This is a genomic window from Mesorhizobium loti, from assembly GCF_003148495.1.
In the GTDB taxonomy this organism is placed as follows: Bacteria; Pseudomonadota; Alphaproteobacteria; order Rhizobiales; family Rhizobiaceae; genus Mesorhizobium; species Mesorhizobium loti.
Window position 1 is genome coordinate 388,623 of sequence record NZ_QGGH01000002.1, and the last position, 15,397, is coordinate 404,019.

At 62.6% G+C, this 15,397-nt stretch carries 14 protein-coding genes; 3 read left to right on the forward strand and 11 right to left on the reverse strand.

What is annotated here, in order from left to right:
* Positions 1 to 154 precede the first annotated feature (154 nt).
* The 5 genes from C8D77_RS10310 to C8D77_RS10330 all read right to left on the reverse strand — a co-directional run bounded on the left by C8D77_RS10310 (position 155) and on the right by C8D77_RS10330 (position 5,985).
* Positions 155 to 1,819 (reverse strand): ABC transporter substrate-binding protein, encoded by a 1,665-nt coding sequence (locus C8D77_RS10310; RefSeq protein WP_109662027.1) that lies wholly within the window; start codon positions 1,817 to 1,819, stop codon positions 155 to 157.
* 248 nt (positions 1,820 to 2,067) lie between these two features.
* Positions 2,068 to 3,252 (reverse strand): mandelate racemase/muconate lactonizing enzyme family protein, encoded by a 1,185-nt coding sequence (locus tag C8D77_RS10315; RefSeq protein ID WP_109662029.1) that lies wholly within the window; start codon positions 3,250 to 3,252, stop codon positions 2,068 to 2,070.
* Position 3,253: 1 nt separating this feature from the next.
* Complete coding sequence (locus C8D77_RS10320) at positions 3,254 to 4,360, reverse strand: mandelate racemase/muconate lactonizing enzyme family protein (RefSeq protein ID WP_109662031.1); 1,107 nt, start codon at positions 4,358 to 4,360, stop codon at positions 3,254 to 3,256.
* Between the two features lie 35 nt (positions 4,361 to 4,395).
* Positions 4,396 to 5,088 (reverse strand): GntR family transcriptional regulator, encoded by a 693-nt coding sequence (locus tag C8D77_RS10325; protein ID WP_109662033.1) that lies wholly within the window; start codon positions 5,086 to 5,088, stop codon positions 4,396 to 4,398.
* Between the two features lie 108 nt (positions 5,089 to 5,196).
* A complete protein-coding gene (locus C8D77_RS10330) occupies positions 5,197 to 5,985 on the reverse strand; it encodes a HalD/BesD family halogenase (protein WP_109663279.1) in 789 nt (262 codons plus the stop codon).
* A 103-nt stretch (positions 5,986 to 6,088) separates the two neighbouring features.
* Here C8D77_RS10330 and C8D77_RS10335 point away from each other — a divergent pair, with 103 nt between their 5' ends.
* Positions 6,089 to 7,012 (forward strand): LysR substrate-binding domain-containing protein, encoded by a 924-nt coding sequence (locus C8D77_RS10335; protein WP_109662035.1) that lies wholly within the window; start codon positions 6,089 to 6,091, stop codon positions 7,010 to 7,012.
* A 45-nt stretch (positions 7,013 to 7,057) separates the two neighbouring features.
* Here C8D77_RS10335 and C8D77_RS10340 read toward each other — a convergent pair whose 3' ends face one another.
* Complete coding sequence (locus C8D77_RS10340) at positions 7,058 to 7,426, reverse strand: hypothetical protein (RefSeq protein ID WP_109662037.1); 369 nt, start codon at positions 7,424 to 7,426, stop codon at positions 7,058 to 7,060.
* 49 nt (positions 7,427 to 7,475) lie between these two features.
* On the opposite strand from C8D77_RS10340, the gene C8D77_RS37265 reads away from it, so the two are divergent.
* Positions 7,476 to 7,661, forward strand: a complete 186-nt coding sequence (locus C8D77_RS37265; protein ID WP_146211774.1) for a hypothetical protein — start codon at positions 7,476 to 7,478, stop codon at positions 7,659 to 7,661.
* Between the two features lie 22 nt (positions 7,662 to 7,683).
* Here the strand turns inward: C8D77_RS37265 and C8D77_RS10345 are convergent, their stop codons facing one another.
* From C8D77_RS10345 to C8D77_RS10355, 3 genes are read right to left on the reverse strand one after another with little or no spacing between them, the layout of a single operon-like run.
* The gene (locus C8D77_RS10345; RefSeq protein ID WP_109662039.1) at positions 7,684 to 8,835 is read right to left on the reverse strand and encodes an efflux RND transporter periplasmic adaptor subunit; all 1,152 of its coding nucleotides are present in this window, start codon (positions 8,833 to 8,835) and stop codon (positions 7,684 to 7,686) included.
* Between the two features lie 15 nt (positions 8,836 to 8,850).
* Complete coding sequence (locus C8D77_RS10350; protein WP_109663282.1) at positions 8,851 to 12,027, reverse strand: efflux RND transporter permease subunit; 3,177 nt, start codon at positions 12,025 to 12,027, stop codon at positions 8,851 to 8,853.
* Complete coding sequence (locus C8D77_RS10355; protein WP_109662041.1) at positions 12,021 to 12,275, reverse strand: hypothetical protein; 255 nt, start codon at positions 12,273 to 12,275, stop codon at positions 12,021 to 12,023. Before C8D77_RS10355 ends, C8D77_RS10350 begins: the two co-directional genes overlap by 7 nt.
* Before the next feature lie 244 nt (positions 12,276 to 12,519).
* On the opposite strand from C8D77_RS10355, the gene C8D77_RS10360 reads away from it, so the two are divergent.
* On the forward strand, positions 12,520 to 13,110 hold the full coding sequence (locus C8D77_RS10360) for a TetR/AcrR family transcriptional regulator (RefSeq protein ID WP_109663284.1): 591 nt from the start codon (positions 12,520 to 12,522) through the stop codon (positions 13,108 to 13,110).
* Between the two features lie 331 nt (positions 13,111 to 13,441).
* On the opposite strand, the gene C8D77_RS10365 is transcribed toward C8D77_RS10360, so the two are convergent.
* Positions 13,442 to 14,464 (reverse strand): LacI family DNA-binding transcriptional regulator, encoded by a 1,023-nt coding sequence (locus C8D77_RS10365; RefSeq protein ID WP_109662043.1) that lies wholly within the window; start codon positions 14,462 to 14,464, stop codon positions 13,442 to 13,444.
* Between the two features lie 140 nt (positions 14,465 to 14,604).
* Positions 14,605 to 15,396, reverse strand: a complete 792-nt coding sequence (locus C8D77_RS10370) for an ATP-binding cassette domain-containing protein (RefSeq protein ID WP_109662045.1) — start codon at positions 15,394 to 15,396, stop codon at positions 14,605 to 14,607.
* Between the last annotated feature and the right edge of the window lies 1 nt (position 15,397).

Here is a 15,397-nt window from a genome sequence, read left to right on the forward strand (position 1 = left end):
GCTAAGACTCCTTGTGGAGCCAGCCCCCATGCGGGAGCTGGCTGTTAGAGGATTGGCTTTCCCTTCTGAGCATGATCCCGAAAAGTGGGTACCGGTTTTCTCGGACAAACGGGAACCGTTTTGTCCGGAGATCATGCTCCAACAACGAGTTTGTTCAGGCCTTCGATGCCTTGTCGAGGAACAGCTGCGACATCGCGGTCGGCTGCACGCCGGCCACGCCTTTCGCCGTCGCCGTCAGATAGTCGTAGAAGTAGCCAAAGATGACCGGCGTTTCCTCGAGCAGCAGCTTCTGGATCTTGCCTGCTGTCGCCTTTTGCGCCTCGAGGTCGAGTGCGGCGATATAGCTGGTCGCCAGCGCGTCATAGTCCTTGTTCTTGAAGTGCGCCGCGTTCCAGGTGCCTTCACTCTTCAGCGGTGCCGCTAGGTAGACGTTGGGCACGCCGCGGTGGCCGTAGTCGGTGATGCCCATCACCGAATCCAGCCAGTTCGATTTGCCGAACACCGCGTCTCCGTAATAGCCGCCCTGGTCGAGGATGTTGAGGTCGAGCTCGACGCCGATCTCCTTGACCCAGTTCTGGATGAGCTGGGCGTATTCAGGGATTTCCAGATAGCGTTCGGTGGTCAGCGTTATCTTGAAGCCCTGGCCAAGGCCGGCTGCTTCCATGAGCTGCTTGGCTTGCGCGATATCCTGCTTGCGTTGCGGCACGCTCGTATCGGTCGAAGGGTAGACGGCGGCGAACGGGCTGTCATTGCCCAGTGCGGAACGTCCCTTCATCAGGCCGGCGGCCAGCTTGTCGCGATCGAGGCACAGCGCAATGGCACGACGCACGCGCGCATCCTTCAACGGGCCCTCGTCGCAGCGCATGTGCAGCTGCTGATGGGCCGACGACTTCAGGCTGATGATGTCGATGTTCGGATCGTTGAGCAGTGCGACGCCGGCCAGCACCGGCAGCTGGTTGATGATGTCGACCTGTCCACCCTGCAGCGCCAGGATCTGCGGCTGCGTGTCGGTGAAGAAGGTGAATTCGGTGCGCTCCGGCAGTGCCTTCGGCCCCCAATAGTCTTCGTTGCGGACGAAGGACGCGCCGACCTTTGCCGTGTACTTCTCGATCTTGAACGGTCCGGTGCCGTCGAAGCTCTTCTCGTAGTCGCCCTTGTAGCTCGCCGGGATGATGACGGCATTGTAATTGTCGGACGACAGCATGTAGGGGAAGTTGCCGTTCGGGGCGTCGAGGTGGAATTCCACCGTGTAGTCGTCGACCTTCTTTGAGGCGCCCTTCTGCAGGGTCCCGCTGAACACCGACAGCGCGTTGGACGAGTTTGCCGGGTCGGCAAGGCGGTCGATGCTGGCCACGACGTCGTCGGCCTTCATCTCGCCGCCGCTGTGGAATTTTACGCCCTTGCGCAGCTTGAAAGTCCACACCGTGCCGGTGTCGTTCGGCTTCCAGCTTTCGGCAAGTGCCGGTTGCAGCACGAGGTCGGGGCCGTCGACGCAGAGGAATTCGGCAACCTGCTGCATCACCAGCAGACCGCCGGCGTCCGCAATGGTGACCGGGTCGATCGTCGCCGCAGGCACGCTGCTGGCAACGCGGATGGTGGCGCCAGGCGTGCCCTGGGCGCGCGCCAGCGATGGCATGCCGCCGAGGCCGGCTGCCATGCCGATACGGCCGAGCAGCGGCAGCGACAGGCCAAGCAGGCTGCCGTGGCGGACGAAGTCGCGGCGGCTGACCCTGCCGTCGACGAGGCCGTCGATCAGGTGATTTTCAAGCGGCGAGCGATTGCGCCGGATCAGGTCGAGAATGCTGTAATTCTTGCTCATGGGTTTTTACCCTTTCCCCTATTTCTTATGGTTGACGAAATTTCGTGGACTGCTCCGTTTTTCGGCCGCCAGAGAGGTCTGTCGACCGGAACTTTAGCATGTGGTTTTGTCCGGTCCATCCAGTCGTGGCGTGGACGTGCCGGATTCTTGGCTGCACTTGCTTCCACCGTCTTGTCCGACCTTCCCGACCGAAGTCGCGGCGGCTGGCTTCTCGTCTCTTGGTCACTGGTCTTGGCCGCTGCCGTCATCTAGTTCAGCGGCAAACGGCGATAGGTCCCAGGCTTTGCCGGGTCATGATACTTGTTGCACGGTCCTTTCTCGGTAAAGTCTCTGTGACAGGCAGCGAGGTGTTCCCGCGACAGGGTGACGCCAAGGCCGGGACCTTCCGGCACGCGCACGACGTTGTTCTTTGGGGAGAATGGTCCTTCCTCGGTGACATCCATCGGCAGCATGCGAAACAGCGACTGGTTTGGCTCCCTGATCCAGCCAAGTGCCGCGCACAGATGCAGATAGGCAGCGCTGCCGATGCCGCTGTCGCCGCTGTAGCACCAGAAATCGATGCCGGCATGCTCGCAAGCGCCGACGAAGCGCAGCAGGCGGCCAATGCCGCCATGCGTCGTCGGGTTGCCGACGATGGCGTCCGGCACTTTGGTTTCCATGGCGCGCGCAATGTCGATGTTATGGGTCGAGAACGGGATCGAGCAATGGCGCCGCAATTCGCGCATCTCCTCGATGGTCGCCACCGGATCCTCCCAATTGCGCACCCCGAGCTCTTCCAACGGCCGCGCCAGCCGACGCGCGGTGCTGAGCGAATAGGCCTGGTTGGAATCGATGCGGATCATCGCATCGTCGCCAAGTTTGCGGCGGATCAGTTCGACCATCTTGAGCGAGACTTTCGGATCCTCGGTCGAGAATTTACCTTCGAAGAAGGTCGTTCCATGTGTCTCGTGCAGTTCGACGCAATAATCGGCGACCTCTTCCGGCGTCGTCTCCCCCTTCACCTCTGGCCCATCGCCGCGCAGCGAGAAATAGTCGGTGAACGGGATGTCCTTGCGCACGGCGCCGCCAAGCAGCTGGTAGAGTGGCTGGTTCCACGCCTTGCCGCGCAGATCCCATAACGCCATCTCGATGGCGCCGAAAGCCATGATGCGGGTACGGTCGTTGATCGACTGCACGCCGGTCCAATAGGGCAGGCAGACATGCTCGGCGCCAGCAATGTCGAAGGCATCGCGGCCGATTAGGCGTGGGGCGAGACTGTCATTGATGATCGCGGCAGCCGCCGGCGTCGGCGCTTCGCCAAGGCCGATCAAGCCATCCTCGGTCTCGACCTCGACAATGGTCGGCGAAAACCCGTCGAGCTCGCCGAACACCCAAGCGTAAGGCGCTTCGAGGCGCAGATTGATCGGCGTGGCTTTGATGTTGCGGATTTTCATCTCAGCGGCCGATCACGAAGAAAGGCTTACCCAGCAGGTCAGGAACGACATCGATGCCAAGGCCTGGCCCGTCCGGAATGCCCATGCGGCTGCTGGTCACCGGCGGCATGTTCGACGCCGTGCGCACCGTCACCCATTCATGGAAGGCGATGGCGTGCAGCCGGCGCTCTTCCGGCGTCGACAGCGACAGATGGGCCATCGCCGCCGTATCGATCTCGGCGCCGCCAGTGTCCTCGACGGTGATCATGAAGCCGAGGTCAACGGCGACATCGCGTATCTGCCGGGTCTTCGTCACGCCGCCCAGCCGCGAGATCTTCAGCGTCAGCCCGTCGGCCGCGCCCAGGCGATGAATTTCCAGCATCTCTTCGAGCGAGGTGACGGATTCGTCGAGCACCATGGGCTTGTCGAGCATGCGGCGCACGGACATGTTCTCATCGATCGTCGTGCAGGGCTGCTCGAACGTGTAGTCGATGCTGCGCGTGGCGTCGGCAAACTGGCGCGCCTGATAGGGTGTCCAGCCGGCATTGGCGTCACAGAAGATGACCGTGCCTTTCGGCACCGAGGCGGCGACCGCGGTGACGCGTTCGATGTCGTCATGGACATTGCCGCCGACCTTGACCTGCAGCCGGTGAAAGCCGTCGTTGACGATGCGCTTGGCCAGCGCTGCCATGGCGTCGACGCTGCCATGGGTGACGACCTTGTAGAGTTCGGCCGTCTCGCTCTCCCGACCGCCGAGCAGCGTGACCAGCGGCACGTCGGCAGCGCGCGCCGCGAGATCCCAGCAGGCCATGTCGAGCGCCGACTTGATGTAGGGATGGCCCTTGAACACCGTGTCCATCAGCCGGCCGACGCTGGCCAGCCCACGCGGATCGTGGCCGATCAGATGCGGCGCGATCTCGACCACGCCGGCGCGAACGCCGGCGGCGAAGGCGGGCGAATAAAAATTGCCGAGCGGCGCCATCTCGCCCCAGCCGGTGATGCCGCTGTCTGATGTAATGGACACGATCACCGCGTCGAAAGCGTCGGCCTCGCGCCCCTTCGACATGCGATAGGGCCCGTCCACGAAGGGCTGTACGACATGGTAGGCCTTGATGGTCTCGATCTGCACGTGTCTTGTCCGCTGTCTGTGATGTTGGGAACGGGTCAGGCGCCCCTCGATGGGCGTTGTTCGAGGCCGCGCGCGTAGGAAAGCAGCTCCTCGAAATCGAGATCGATGTGCTCCCTGGCATGGCGCTGGGCTGCACGCATGTCCTTGCCCTTCAGCAACCGCACATAGGTTTCGTGAACGTCTTCGGCCGGCACCGGCTCATTGCGGGCATGCTGGTGGAGCGCAAAATACATCTGCAGCCGGCTGGTCAGCCGTTGCCAGGTTTCCAGCAGCACCGAATTGTCGGCCCATTCGTAGATCAGGCCATGCAGTTGCAGCGCGGTTTCGATTTGGCGCGTCGTGTCCAACTCACGGGTCGCCTGCTTGACAGTTTCGTGGCGCCGGTCGAGCTCGTCGAAGAAGCGCTGGTCGCGGAGCGGCCACGCCCGCTCAATGGCCAGCTCGTCCATCACCTTGTTGAACGAATAGGCATCGTCGATGTCCTTGGCTGTGACCTCGATGACGAAGGTGCCGGCATAGGGAATGCTGGTCAGGATGCCTTCCTGGACCAACTCGCGCATCGCCTCGCGCAGCGGCGCGCGGCTGACTCGCATTTGTTCGGAGATACGGAGCTCGTTGAGTTTCTGGCCGGGTTCGAGCTGGCCGGTCAGGATCGCGCGCCGCAGCAACGCAACGATCTCGGCGCGGCGCGTGGTGTCCGCGATCGGACTGAAATCCGCTTTCCCCATTCGGCTGCTCCCAAGGAAACCGAAAGTAAGACAAGCAGATTGTCGACAATCTAACAAGAGGTCATCTTCGGATTCTTTGGGACCGCTGGCATGGCTGTCTCTTCAGCCTCAGGCTGCGCGGCCGTAGAAGCCGACCCGCTCCTCGGCGCTGAACATCACACCAGGCTTCTCATAGTAGGAAAACACCGCGATCATGCGCTCACGCTCGCCTTCGACTGTGGTGACGCGATGCGCGGTGTTCTTGCCGCGAAAGACATTCAGTGTGCCAGGCTTCATGCGCAGGATTTTTGCATCGGGGTCACGCCCTTCGAGCAATCTGGCGACGCCATCATAGTTCGGATTGTCGTCAGATCGCAGATCAGTGCGGTATTCGAGGTCGCCGCCACGCTCCGCTGCCTGCAACAACAGCGTCGTCGTGAATTCCGAACGATCGAAATGCCAGTTCAGGGCCTCGCCGGCGCGATAGGCCATGACGTTGGTTCGCGCCAGAGGATCCTGCATGACATGCAGTTTGGTCTTGCCCATCGTTGCGGCCAGGAAGCGCAGCAATGGCTCATATTCGTAGATAGCGAGCACGACGCTGCCCGGAATCTGGTCGGCACAGACGGTATGGCTTATGGTCTCGACCTTGCGCAGCGCCGGGTGATCGGGCCCTAGCTCGGGAATGTCAGGCTTGAAGTAGATGTTGTGCATGCGCTTGTGCACATGCGATCGCGCGGCCATCACCGGCTCGATTTCGCGCACGGCTTTTTCAGCCACGCCCGGGCGCAAAAACCCTTCCAGATTGAACATGCCGTCGGCTTCGAGCGCGGCGATGGATTGTTCGACAAGGCGCTGCCATTCGGCGCTGCCTTCGCGGTCGAGCGGATAGCGGTCGAGATCGAGGATGTCTTTCATCGTCATGGGCTCCGAGGTTTCGAGCCTATGAGACGGCAAAAAAATCTTTCTCTCAACGCGGAAAATAGTTAGGATTGGGCAAGAAAAACTTTTGGAAGCCCGTGTGGAACGGTTGCCCCCGCTGAATGCGATCAAGGCCTTCGAAGTCGCCGCCCGCGCCGGCAGCTTCACCTTGGCCGCCTCTGAACTCGGCGTGTCCTCGGCGGCGGTCAGCCAGCAGATACGCAATCTCGAGAGCTGGTTCGGCAAGCAGTTGTTCGTGCGCAGCGGCAACCGCATCGCGCTCACCGACGCCGGCCACGCCATCTATCCGCAGACGGCGAAGGCTTTGGGCGACATCGCGGCGATCGGCCGGCGCATGCTGGAGGGCGGCTTGCGGACGCGTCTGGTCGTCAGCGTGCCGTTCTCGCTGGCCGAACTGTGGCTGGCGCCGAGGCTGGCGGTACTTCTCGATGCCTTTCCGCAGATGGCGATCGACGTCCGGGTCGAGGACGATCCGGTCGATCTGATGCGCCAGAACATCGATCTGCGCATCAGCTATGGCGATTATCACTATCCCGGATTGAAACTTGTTCGTCTCGTTCACGACGACGTCCTGCCGGTCTGCGCGCCGGAGTTCTGGCACCGGCACGGCGATGGCGATCCCAGTCTGGCCGATCTGCACGAGAGCCAGTTCATCCACACCAATTGGGGGCCGAACTATGCCTCGCATCCGACCTGGGCGGATTGGTTCGCGGCCTCCGGCGGCAGCCGCTCACCCGACCCGTCGCACGGGCGGCGGGTCGGCCTGTCCAGCCTGGCGATTGCCTCGGCAAGGCTGGGGCTGGGCATCGCCCTTGGTCAGCGGGTCATGGCACGCGCCGATCTCGAGGCCGGGCGGCTGATCGCGCTGTCCTCCGTCTCGGTCCGCCTCGGGCATCCCTACTGCGCGTTCATGCCGCCGGCAAAGGCCGACCGCGCCGATGTCGCCGGCCTGGTGGAACTGCTTACGAAAACGGCGCCTGAAGGCGCCGCGTCGGATCGGTGAAAAAATTCCTGCCGGCTTCTGCCACAACGCCTCAACAGCAACCGCTTAGTTGTCGAGCTGCGTTGCCACCTCCTTCACCGCCTCTGCGCCGACATGCATGAAAGTCAGCTCGAAGGGAGAGGGCAAGGCATCGGGCGGAGCCTCGCCTCGTTGAATTGCGTCATTGACAACAGCGGCATGCATTCCTTCAATCATGGCAGCCAAACCGCCGGAAGACTTGAACGACGGGCTTGCGTAGTTGTCATATTCATCGAAATGCGAAAATGCGCTACGCACGTGTATCTCAAAACAGTCTTGAGGCGGAGCCTCGCTTATCCGCGTCAACTCCGTGGCCAGTTTTCGCAAAGCGTCACGTGTCATATAAACAGTCAGGCCCGTGCAGTCGATGTACAGCGCCATAGTGTCGACTGACATGAGGTTATCTTCCGATCAGTTGGTTATTATACCCATGCGGATGTACCGGATGAACGATCTTGCTGGTTTGTCATTCGGTGCGTGCTCATACACACCAAATGATACACAGCAAATGCCGGGCCTGCCAGAGTTCGTGCCGCCGGCCAAGGCCGACCGCGCCGATGTTGCCGGTCTGGTGGAGCTGCTCAGTCGAGCGGCGCCCGCGACCTGTGGGAAGGTCGGGGCGCCGCGCTGAAGCCGGGTCCTGACGGGGGTGTTCAGGTGGCCGGCTTTTCCGGTATCGGCGATACAGGCGCTCCGGGTCCGATCTTCTGCAGATTGCCCGTGATCACCTGGTCGCCCTCGGCGACGCCGCTGAGGATGGCGACCTGATCGCCGCTCGTCGGTCCAAGCGAAACCAGCCGCTGGTCGACCGTGTTACCCTTGCCGACGACAAAGAGGTATTTGCCGAGCTGGCTCGAGCCCAGCGCCGTCTGCGGCACCATCAGCGCGTCAGCCTGCTCTCTCACATGCAGCCGGACACGAACATATTGGCCGGGCAGCAGCGTGAACTTGCCGTTACCGATCGTCGCGCGTGCTGTGATGGTACCGGTCGAGCGGTCGACCGAATTGTCGATGAAGGTGAGTTCGCCCTTCTGGCTGGCCTCGGTCTGGCCAGGAAGCAGCACCTCGACCTCGATCGGGCCGTTCGCACGGGCCTGCTCGATCTCGGCCAGATCCGTCTCGCTCGGATTGAAGGTGACGTAGATCGGATCGAGCTGCACCAGCGTGTTGAGCACCGTTCCGGCGACGCTGACCAGTGTTCCGACCGAGGCCTGGTTGCGGCCCAGGCGTCCACCAAACGGCGCCCGGATTTCGGCATAGCTCAAATTAAGCTCGGCCGTTCTAACGGCGGCCTGGTTGACCGCCAGTGACGCCTGCGCTTCGCGCAAGGTGCTGGTGCGCTGGTCGAAGCCGTCCTTGGCGAGGTAGCCGCTCTTGGCAAGCTCGGTGCCGCGGCCGAGATTGGAGCGGGCATAGTCGAGCGTCGCCGTGTCGCGCTGCACCTGCGCCTTCGCCTGGTCGAGAGCCGCCTGGAAGTCGTCCGGGGAGATCTTGTAGAGGAGGTCGCCCTGCCGGACATCGACACCGTCAGCTGCGGTCTGCTCCTGCAGGTAGCCTGGAATCCTGGCCTGCAAGGTGATGTTGCGGATCGGCTCCGTCCGCGCGGCGTAGTCGAGGTAGATCGGGATCGTCTTCTTGACGACACTGACCACCGGCACTGGCATGACGAACGCCGCTGGAGCAGGCGCCGCGCCTGCCGTGCCGGCATTGAGGCTGAGATTGCCCATGTCGAGCAGATGGACGCTGGCCACCGAGATCGCTCCCAGCGCGACAGCTGTTCCCAACGCGATTTTCCATTTACGCATGATAAGTCTCCAATCTTATTCGGCCGCTTCCGCCAGGGGAGGGAAGGCGGGTTCGGCAGTTGGTTCATTGTCTTGAGAGGCGGGCTCGTCATGGCCGCGGCGTTCGCGCAGCTGTTCGATGACCGCGTAGAAGACCGGCACGAACACCAGCGACAGGATGGTCGCCGCGACCATGCCGCCGAACACGGTGGTGCCGATCGACTGACGGCTGGCGGCACCGGCGCCGGTCGCAAACATGAGCGGCAGCACGCCGAGGATGAAGGCGAAAGCCGTCATCAGGATCGGCCGCAGCCGCAGACGTGCCGCTTCCATCGCCGCGTCAACGATGCTGAGGCCTTCCTCGCGCCGTCGCCGGGCGAATTCGACGATCAGGATCGCATTCTTCGCCGCCAGGCCGATCAGCATGACGAAGCCGATCTGCGAGTAGACGTCGATCTGCATGCCGCGCAGCAACAAAGCCACGAAGGCGCCGAACAAGGCCAGTGGCACCGCCAGCAGCACCATGAACGGCATCGCCCAGCTCTCATACTGCATCGCCAGGATCAGGAAGACGAAGACGATGGCGAGGCCGAAGACGACCGACGCGATCGAGCCTGCCTTGAGCTCCTGGAAGGTGATGCCGGTCCATTCAAAACCGAAATCCCTGGGCAGTGCGGTGGCGGCCGCCCGTTCCATCGCGGCAACCGCCTGGCCCGAGGAGAAGCCGGGTGCGGCACCGCCATTGATCGAGGCCGAGGCGTTGTTGTTGTAATGCGGCACGGTTTCCGGGCCGACGAAGGGTACGAGTTTGCCCAGAGTGCTGAGCGGCACCATGCCGCCGGAGGCATTGCGCACATAGAGCCGCGAAATGTCGGCTGCACCCGCGCGTGCATCCTTGTCGGCCTGAATGGTCACCCGGAAGGTGCGGCCAAACAGGTTGAAGTCGTTCACGTAAAGCGAGCCGAGATAGATCTGCAGCGTGTTGAAGATGTCAGGCAGGTTGAGGCCGAGCAGTTTCGCCTTGCTGCGGTCGAGGTCGTAGTTGAACTGCGGCGTCGAGGTCGAGAACGGCGAGAACAGCTGTTGCGGATTGATCTCCGGCTGCTTGCGCGCCTCGGCGATCACGGCTTGCGTGGCATCGTTGAGGGCTGAACTGCCGCGGCCGGTGAGATCCTCGACGACGAATTCAAAGCCGCCCGTGGTGCCGATACCAGGGATCGACGGCGGATCGAAGCTCAGCGCAAAAGCTTCCGGGATCTGCATCAGCTTGCCGCGCACGTCGGCGACGAGCTTCGAGGCATTCTGGTCGGGACCGCGTTCCTCCCATGGCTTCAGGATGGCGAATTCGACCGCCGAATTCGACTGCGCGGCACTGGTCAGGAAATTTAGGCCGCTGATCGAACCGACAATGTCGACGCCGGGTGTCGCCTGCAGGATGTCGCGCGCCTTTTGCGCCACCGCGTCGGTGCGTTCCAGCGACGCGCCGTCGGGCAATTGGATGACGACGAAGAAATAGCCCTGGTCCTCGACCGGAAGGAAGGTCGAGGGCAGCCGCTGCCAGACGAAATAGGTGGCGACCAGTCCGGCCGCGAACAGGCCGAGCATGATCCAGCGCAAGCGGATGAGGATGCGCACACCATTGGCATAGGCGTGCGACAGCCTATCGAAGCCGGTGTTGAACCAGCGGAACGGGGCGAACTGCGTCTCGCCGCGATGCCGCAGGAAGGCAGCACTGAGCGCGGGGCTCAGCGTCAGCGAATTGAAGGCGGAGATGCCGACGGAAATCGCCACCGTCAGCGCGAACTGGTTGTAGAGCTTGCCGGAGACGCCGGGAATGAAAGCGACCGGCACGAACACCGCCATCAGCACGGCGGTGGTGGCGATGATCGGACCGGTGACCTCGGCCATAGCGGCCTTGGTCGCCGCAAGCGGCTTGAGCCCGGCCTCCAGCTGTCGTTCGACATTCTCGACCACGACGATGGCGTCGTCGACGACGAGGCCGATCGCCAGCACCATGCCGAGCAAAGAGAGCATGTTGAGCGAGAAACCGAGCATCTCCATGACCACCAGCGTCGCCACCAGCGACACCGGAATGGCGATGGTCGGGATGATCGTCGTGCGCCAGCTCTGCAGGAAGAGGAACACCACGGCGACGACCAGCACCAGCGCTTCGCCGAGCGTGATCAGCACGTCATGCATCGAGGCCGAGACGAAGCGGGTCGTGTCGTAGTGCATCGCATAGGAGACGCCCTTCGGGAACCGGCCCGAAAGCTCCTGCATCTTGTCCTTGACGCGCTGCTGAAGATCGAGCGCGTTGGAGCCGGGCATTTGATAGACGGCAAGCACCACGGTCGGATCCTTGCCGAAGAAGGCCGACGACGAATATTGCAGTGCGCCGAGCTCGATGCGGGCGACGTCGCGCAGCCTGACCAGCGAACCGGTGTCCGTGTTGGCGCGCACGACGATGTCGCCGAACTCCTTAGGGTCGCTGAGGCGGCCGACGGCATTGACCTGCATCTCGAAGGCGGTGCCGGCCGGCGCCGGCGACTGGCCGATCTTGCCGGCCGCCACCTGGACGTTCTGCTCGGCGATGGCGTTTTGCACGTCGACGGCGGTGATGCCGAGGTTGGCGAGCTTGTCGGGATCGAGCCAGACGCGCATCGAATAGCGCCGCTCGCCGAAGATCTGCACGTCGCCGACGCCGGGCAACCGCTTCAGCGGATCGACCACCTGCAGATAGGCAAGGTTGCTCAGCGCCACCGGATCGACCGAACTGTCCGGCGAAGTCAGGTTGACGATGAGCACGAAATTCGGGTTCTGCTTCTTGATCGTCACGCCGCCCTGGTTGACGATCGCCGGCAGCGACGAGGCGGCCTGCGAGACACGGTTCTGCACGTCGACGGCGGCGGTGCTGAGCGAATAGCCGACATCGAAGGTGATGGTGATGGTCGAGGAGCCGTCATTGGAGCTCGTCGACGACATGTAGGTCATGCCTTGCACGCCGTTGATCTGCTGCTCCAGCGGGGTCGTCACCGTGTCGGCCACCACTTGCGCGCTGGCGCCCGGATAGTGGGCGCTGACCACGACCTGCGGCGGTGTGATGTCGGGAAACTGCGAGACGGGCAGCAGGAAATAACAAATCGTCCCGGCGAGCACCATGATGATGGCGATCGCCGAGGCGAAGATCGGGCGGTGGATGAAAAAGTTTACCACGACACGCAAGCCTCCCCGGCTGCTCTTGCCCGCCCGAAGGCGCTGGCAACCCTGGACAGCCCTTGACCGCGCCCGTCGCCGGGCTCGTCCAGCGAACGCAGCAACGGCACCTCATGGCGTTGCGCATCGGCAAGCGAGCGCAGCATCTTTTCAAAGGCGCGCGGGTCGACGCCATCTGCTTTCATGACCAGCCGGATCATCGGATCCCGGACGGCTTCATCTATGGTAAGATCGCGGCGCTGTGGCATTGGCCGGCTCCTTGTCTGTCGATTCGCAGCCCATGCTCACGAACCGTTTTTCATCTCTTCACCGGCCGAGGCCGCATGAACCGCAGTTTTTCGCCCATTCCGATCTGGCAGGACCAGTTCACGGCCTTGTTATTGACGGGAGGCGACATAGGTGTTACCAGTAAGTAACATTTGCATAGTTACAGACCGGTAACACCCTAGTCAAGAGGTGGCCGTGGTTTTTAGGAAACGAAAGGAGATCATGATGACAGACGGCGTCGTGGAGCGCTCACGTCCCCGGGATCGAATTCTGGAGACGGCGCGTGACATGTTCCACAAGCACGGCATCAAGGGCGTCGGCGTCGACGCCATCACCGAGGCTGCCGGCACGAACAAGATGACGCTCTATCGTCACTTCGAATCCAAGGACGAGCTGATCGTCGAATGCCTGCGCGCCAATGCGGCCAAGGCTGGCGCCATGTGGGATGCATTCGAGGCCGAATTTCCTGGTGACAAGCTTGCGCAGCTGCACGCCTGGGTTCGCAAGGCGGCTGCCATGCTCAATGCTGACGGCCGTGGCTGTGACATGGCCAATGCCGCCGCTGAGCTGACCGAGCCCGACCATCCGGCCAGGCTGGTGATCAGGGAGCTCAAGGAAGTCCAGCGCCAGCGCCTTGTGACGCTATGTCGAGATGCCGGCATTGGTCAGGCCGAACTGCTCGCCGATACGCTGTCGCTGCTGTTCGAGGGCGCGCGTGTCAGTGTGCAGACCGTGGGTGCCGAAGGTCCGAGCACGCAGTTCGTGCGCATGGCCGAAGGGTTGATCGTTTCCTTCCGGGGTACCGCCGCCGGTTGAAATCCGCCGCGACTGTTGGCGATTTGCCGATCTGCGACCGAGGGATGCCTAACGCCCCTTGGCGCAGGGCGGCACCGGAATTTCCGACGCTGAACGAAAAAAGCCCGCTGCCGGGAGGAGGTGGCAGCGGGCTCGATTTCGAATGTGGCGCGGGAGGAGGTGCACCCCATTCAGCGTCGGCATCGCATCTGGGAGGAGTAGATGGCCGACAACCAGAAACTACGAATTGCCCAATGATTCGGCAACAATGAATTGTGCATAGCTGCTGTGCAGATTTGCCGTATCAATTATCCTACAAATCCGGAAACAGACTTTGCCAGGCCACTCCGCCTTACTGCACCGGGACGTTTTCCCTGAAGATCAAACGCGGCTCGATGAACTTTCGCGTCAGATAGGGCGCCGAGGAGGCAATCGAGCCGAGCAGGCGAATGACCGACTGTTCCGCGATCAGCCTGGCATTCTGGTCGATGACGACATCGAGCAGGTCGTCGACGAGGTGTCCCCGCGTGTCCTTCGTCAAGTCGTGGCAGATGAACACCGGCTTGCGGTTCGGCCTGGCTTCCCGGATCGCCTTTGCAACGCCTGAGTGTCCGGCTCCGACGCAATAGATGCCGAGCAGCTCCGGCTGGTTGTGCAGCGCCTTCATGGTCTCGGTGTAGCTGACGTCAGGTTCGTCGTTGATGTCGACGGCGCTGCTGACCGTCAGATTGGGGAATTCTTCATTGAGAACGGAGCGGAAACCCATTTCGCGTTCCTCGTGGCCGCGATAGGAGCGTGAGCCGACGACCATCGCCAGATGGCCCGTGCAGCCGCCAAGGAAGCGTCCCATCAACAGCGCCGCCGTTCGTCCCGCGACCCGGTTGTCGATGCCGACATAGGCCGAGCGCGGTGCCGCCGGAACGTCGGACACCAGCGTCACCAGGCGCATGCCGGCGTCGACGATGTCGCGCAGGATGTTGCGCGTGCGCGGATGGTCGACGGCGATGACACCGACGCCATTGGCCCTGAGCGAGAGGTTTTCGACGGCTGTCTGCAGCGCGCTCGGCGAGATTCCGGCGAGGTTGTGGATCCGGCACGAGGCGACGAGCGGCAGGCGCGCGGCATAATCCTCGATATGCCCGGCGAGATCGCGCATGAAAGCATTGCTGCCGATCGGCAGCAGGAATTCGAGATGGGCGGGCCGCGAGGGCAGCGTCACCTGATCGGCGACCGGCAGATAGCCGAGCTGTTTGGCCGCCTCCAAAACGCGCTGCCGGTTGGCGGCACTCGCACCTGGCCGGTTGTTGAGCACCCTGTCGACCGTTGCGGTCGACAGCCCGCAATTGCGAGCGATATCGGAGACGGTGGCTTTCATGCCGCAACCCACAGCCCGCAATTGCGGGCGATATCCGAGACGGTGGCTTTCATGCCGCAACCCTATGCGCCGATGCGATGCTGCGCCAGACGAGCGATGCGTTTTGAGGTGACGGATGATTGCCACCCATCACCCGATAGTCAGTGCGATGGCTTGCCATCGGCGATGGCATCGCGGATTTCCTTGTCCGACATGCCGGTGATGATCCGTTCGACCTCCGCCACGCTGGTTTTCTTCGGGTCGATGTCGTCGGCGACCACCTTGCCCCGGCGCATGACGACGATGCGGTCGACCACCTGGAAGACATGGTGGATGTTATGGGCGATGAAAATGCAGGAGTGGCCGGAATCGCGGGCGCTGCGCACGAAACTCAGCACGCCCTGTGTTTCGGCGACGCCGAGATTGTTGGTCGGCTCGTCCAAGATGATCAGGTCGCTGTCGAAATGCATGGCGCGCGCGATCGCCACCGCCTGACGCTCGCCGCCGGAGAGCGAGCCGATCGGTGTCGTCGGCGGGATGTTCTTCGAGATGCCGACCTGCTTGAGCAGGTCGCGGGCGACATTGTTCATGGCGTCCTGGTCCATCCGGTTGAGGAAGCGCGGTGGCTTGATCGGTTCGCGCCCGAGGAACAAATTGCGGGCGATCGACAGTTGCGTGACCAGTGCCGAGTCCTGGTAGATCGTCTCGATGCCGTGGGCGATGGCGTCGCTGGTGCTGCGCAGGCTCACCTTCTTGCCGCGGATGAAGATGTCGCCGCTGGTCAGCGGAACAGCGCCTGAAAGCACCTTGATCAGCGTCGACTTGCCGGCGCCATTGTCGCCGAGCAGGCCGACGATCTCCTGTTCATTGACGTGGAAATTGGCATCCTCCAGGGCCTGCACGCGGCCATAGGATTTGCGGATGTTCTGCATGCGGATCAGCGGCTCGGCCATG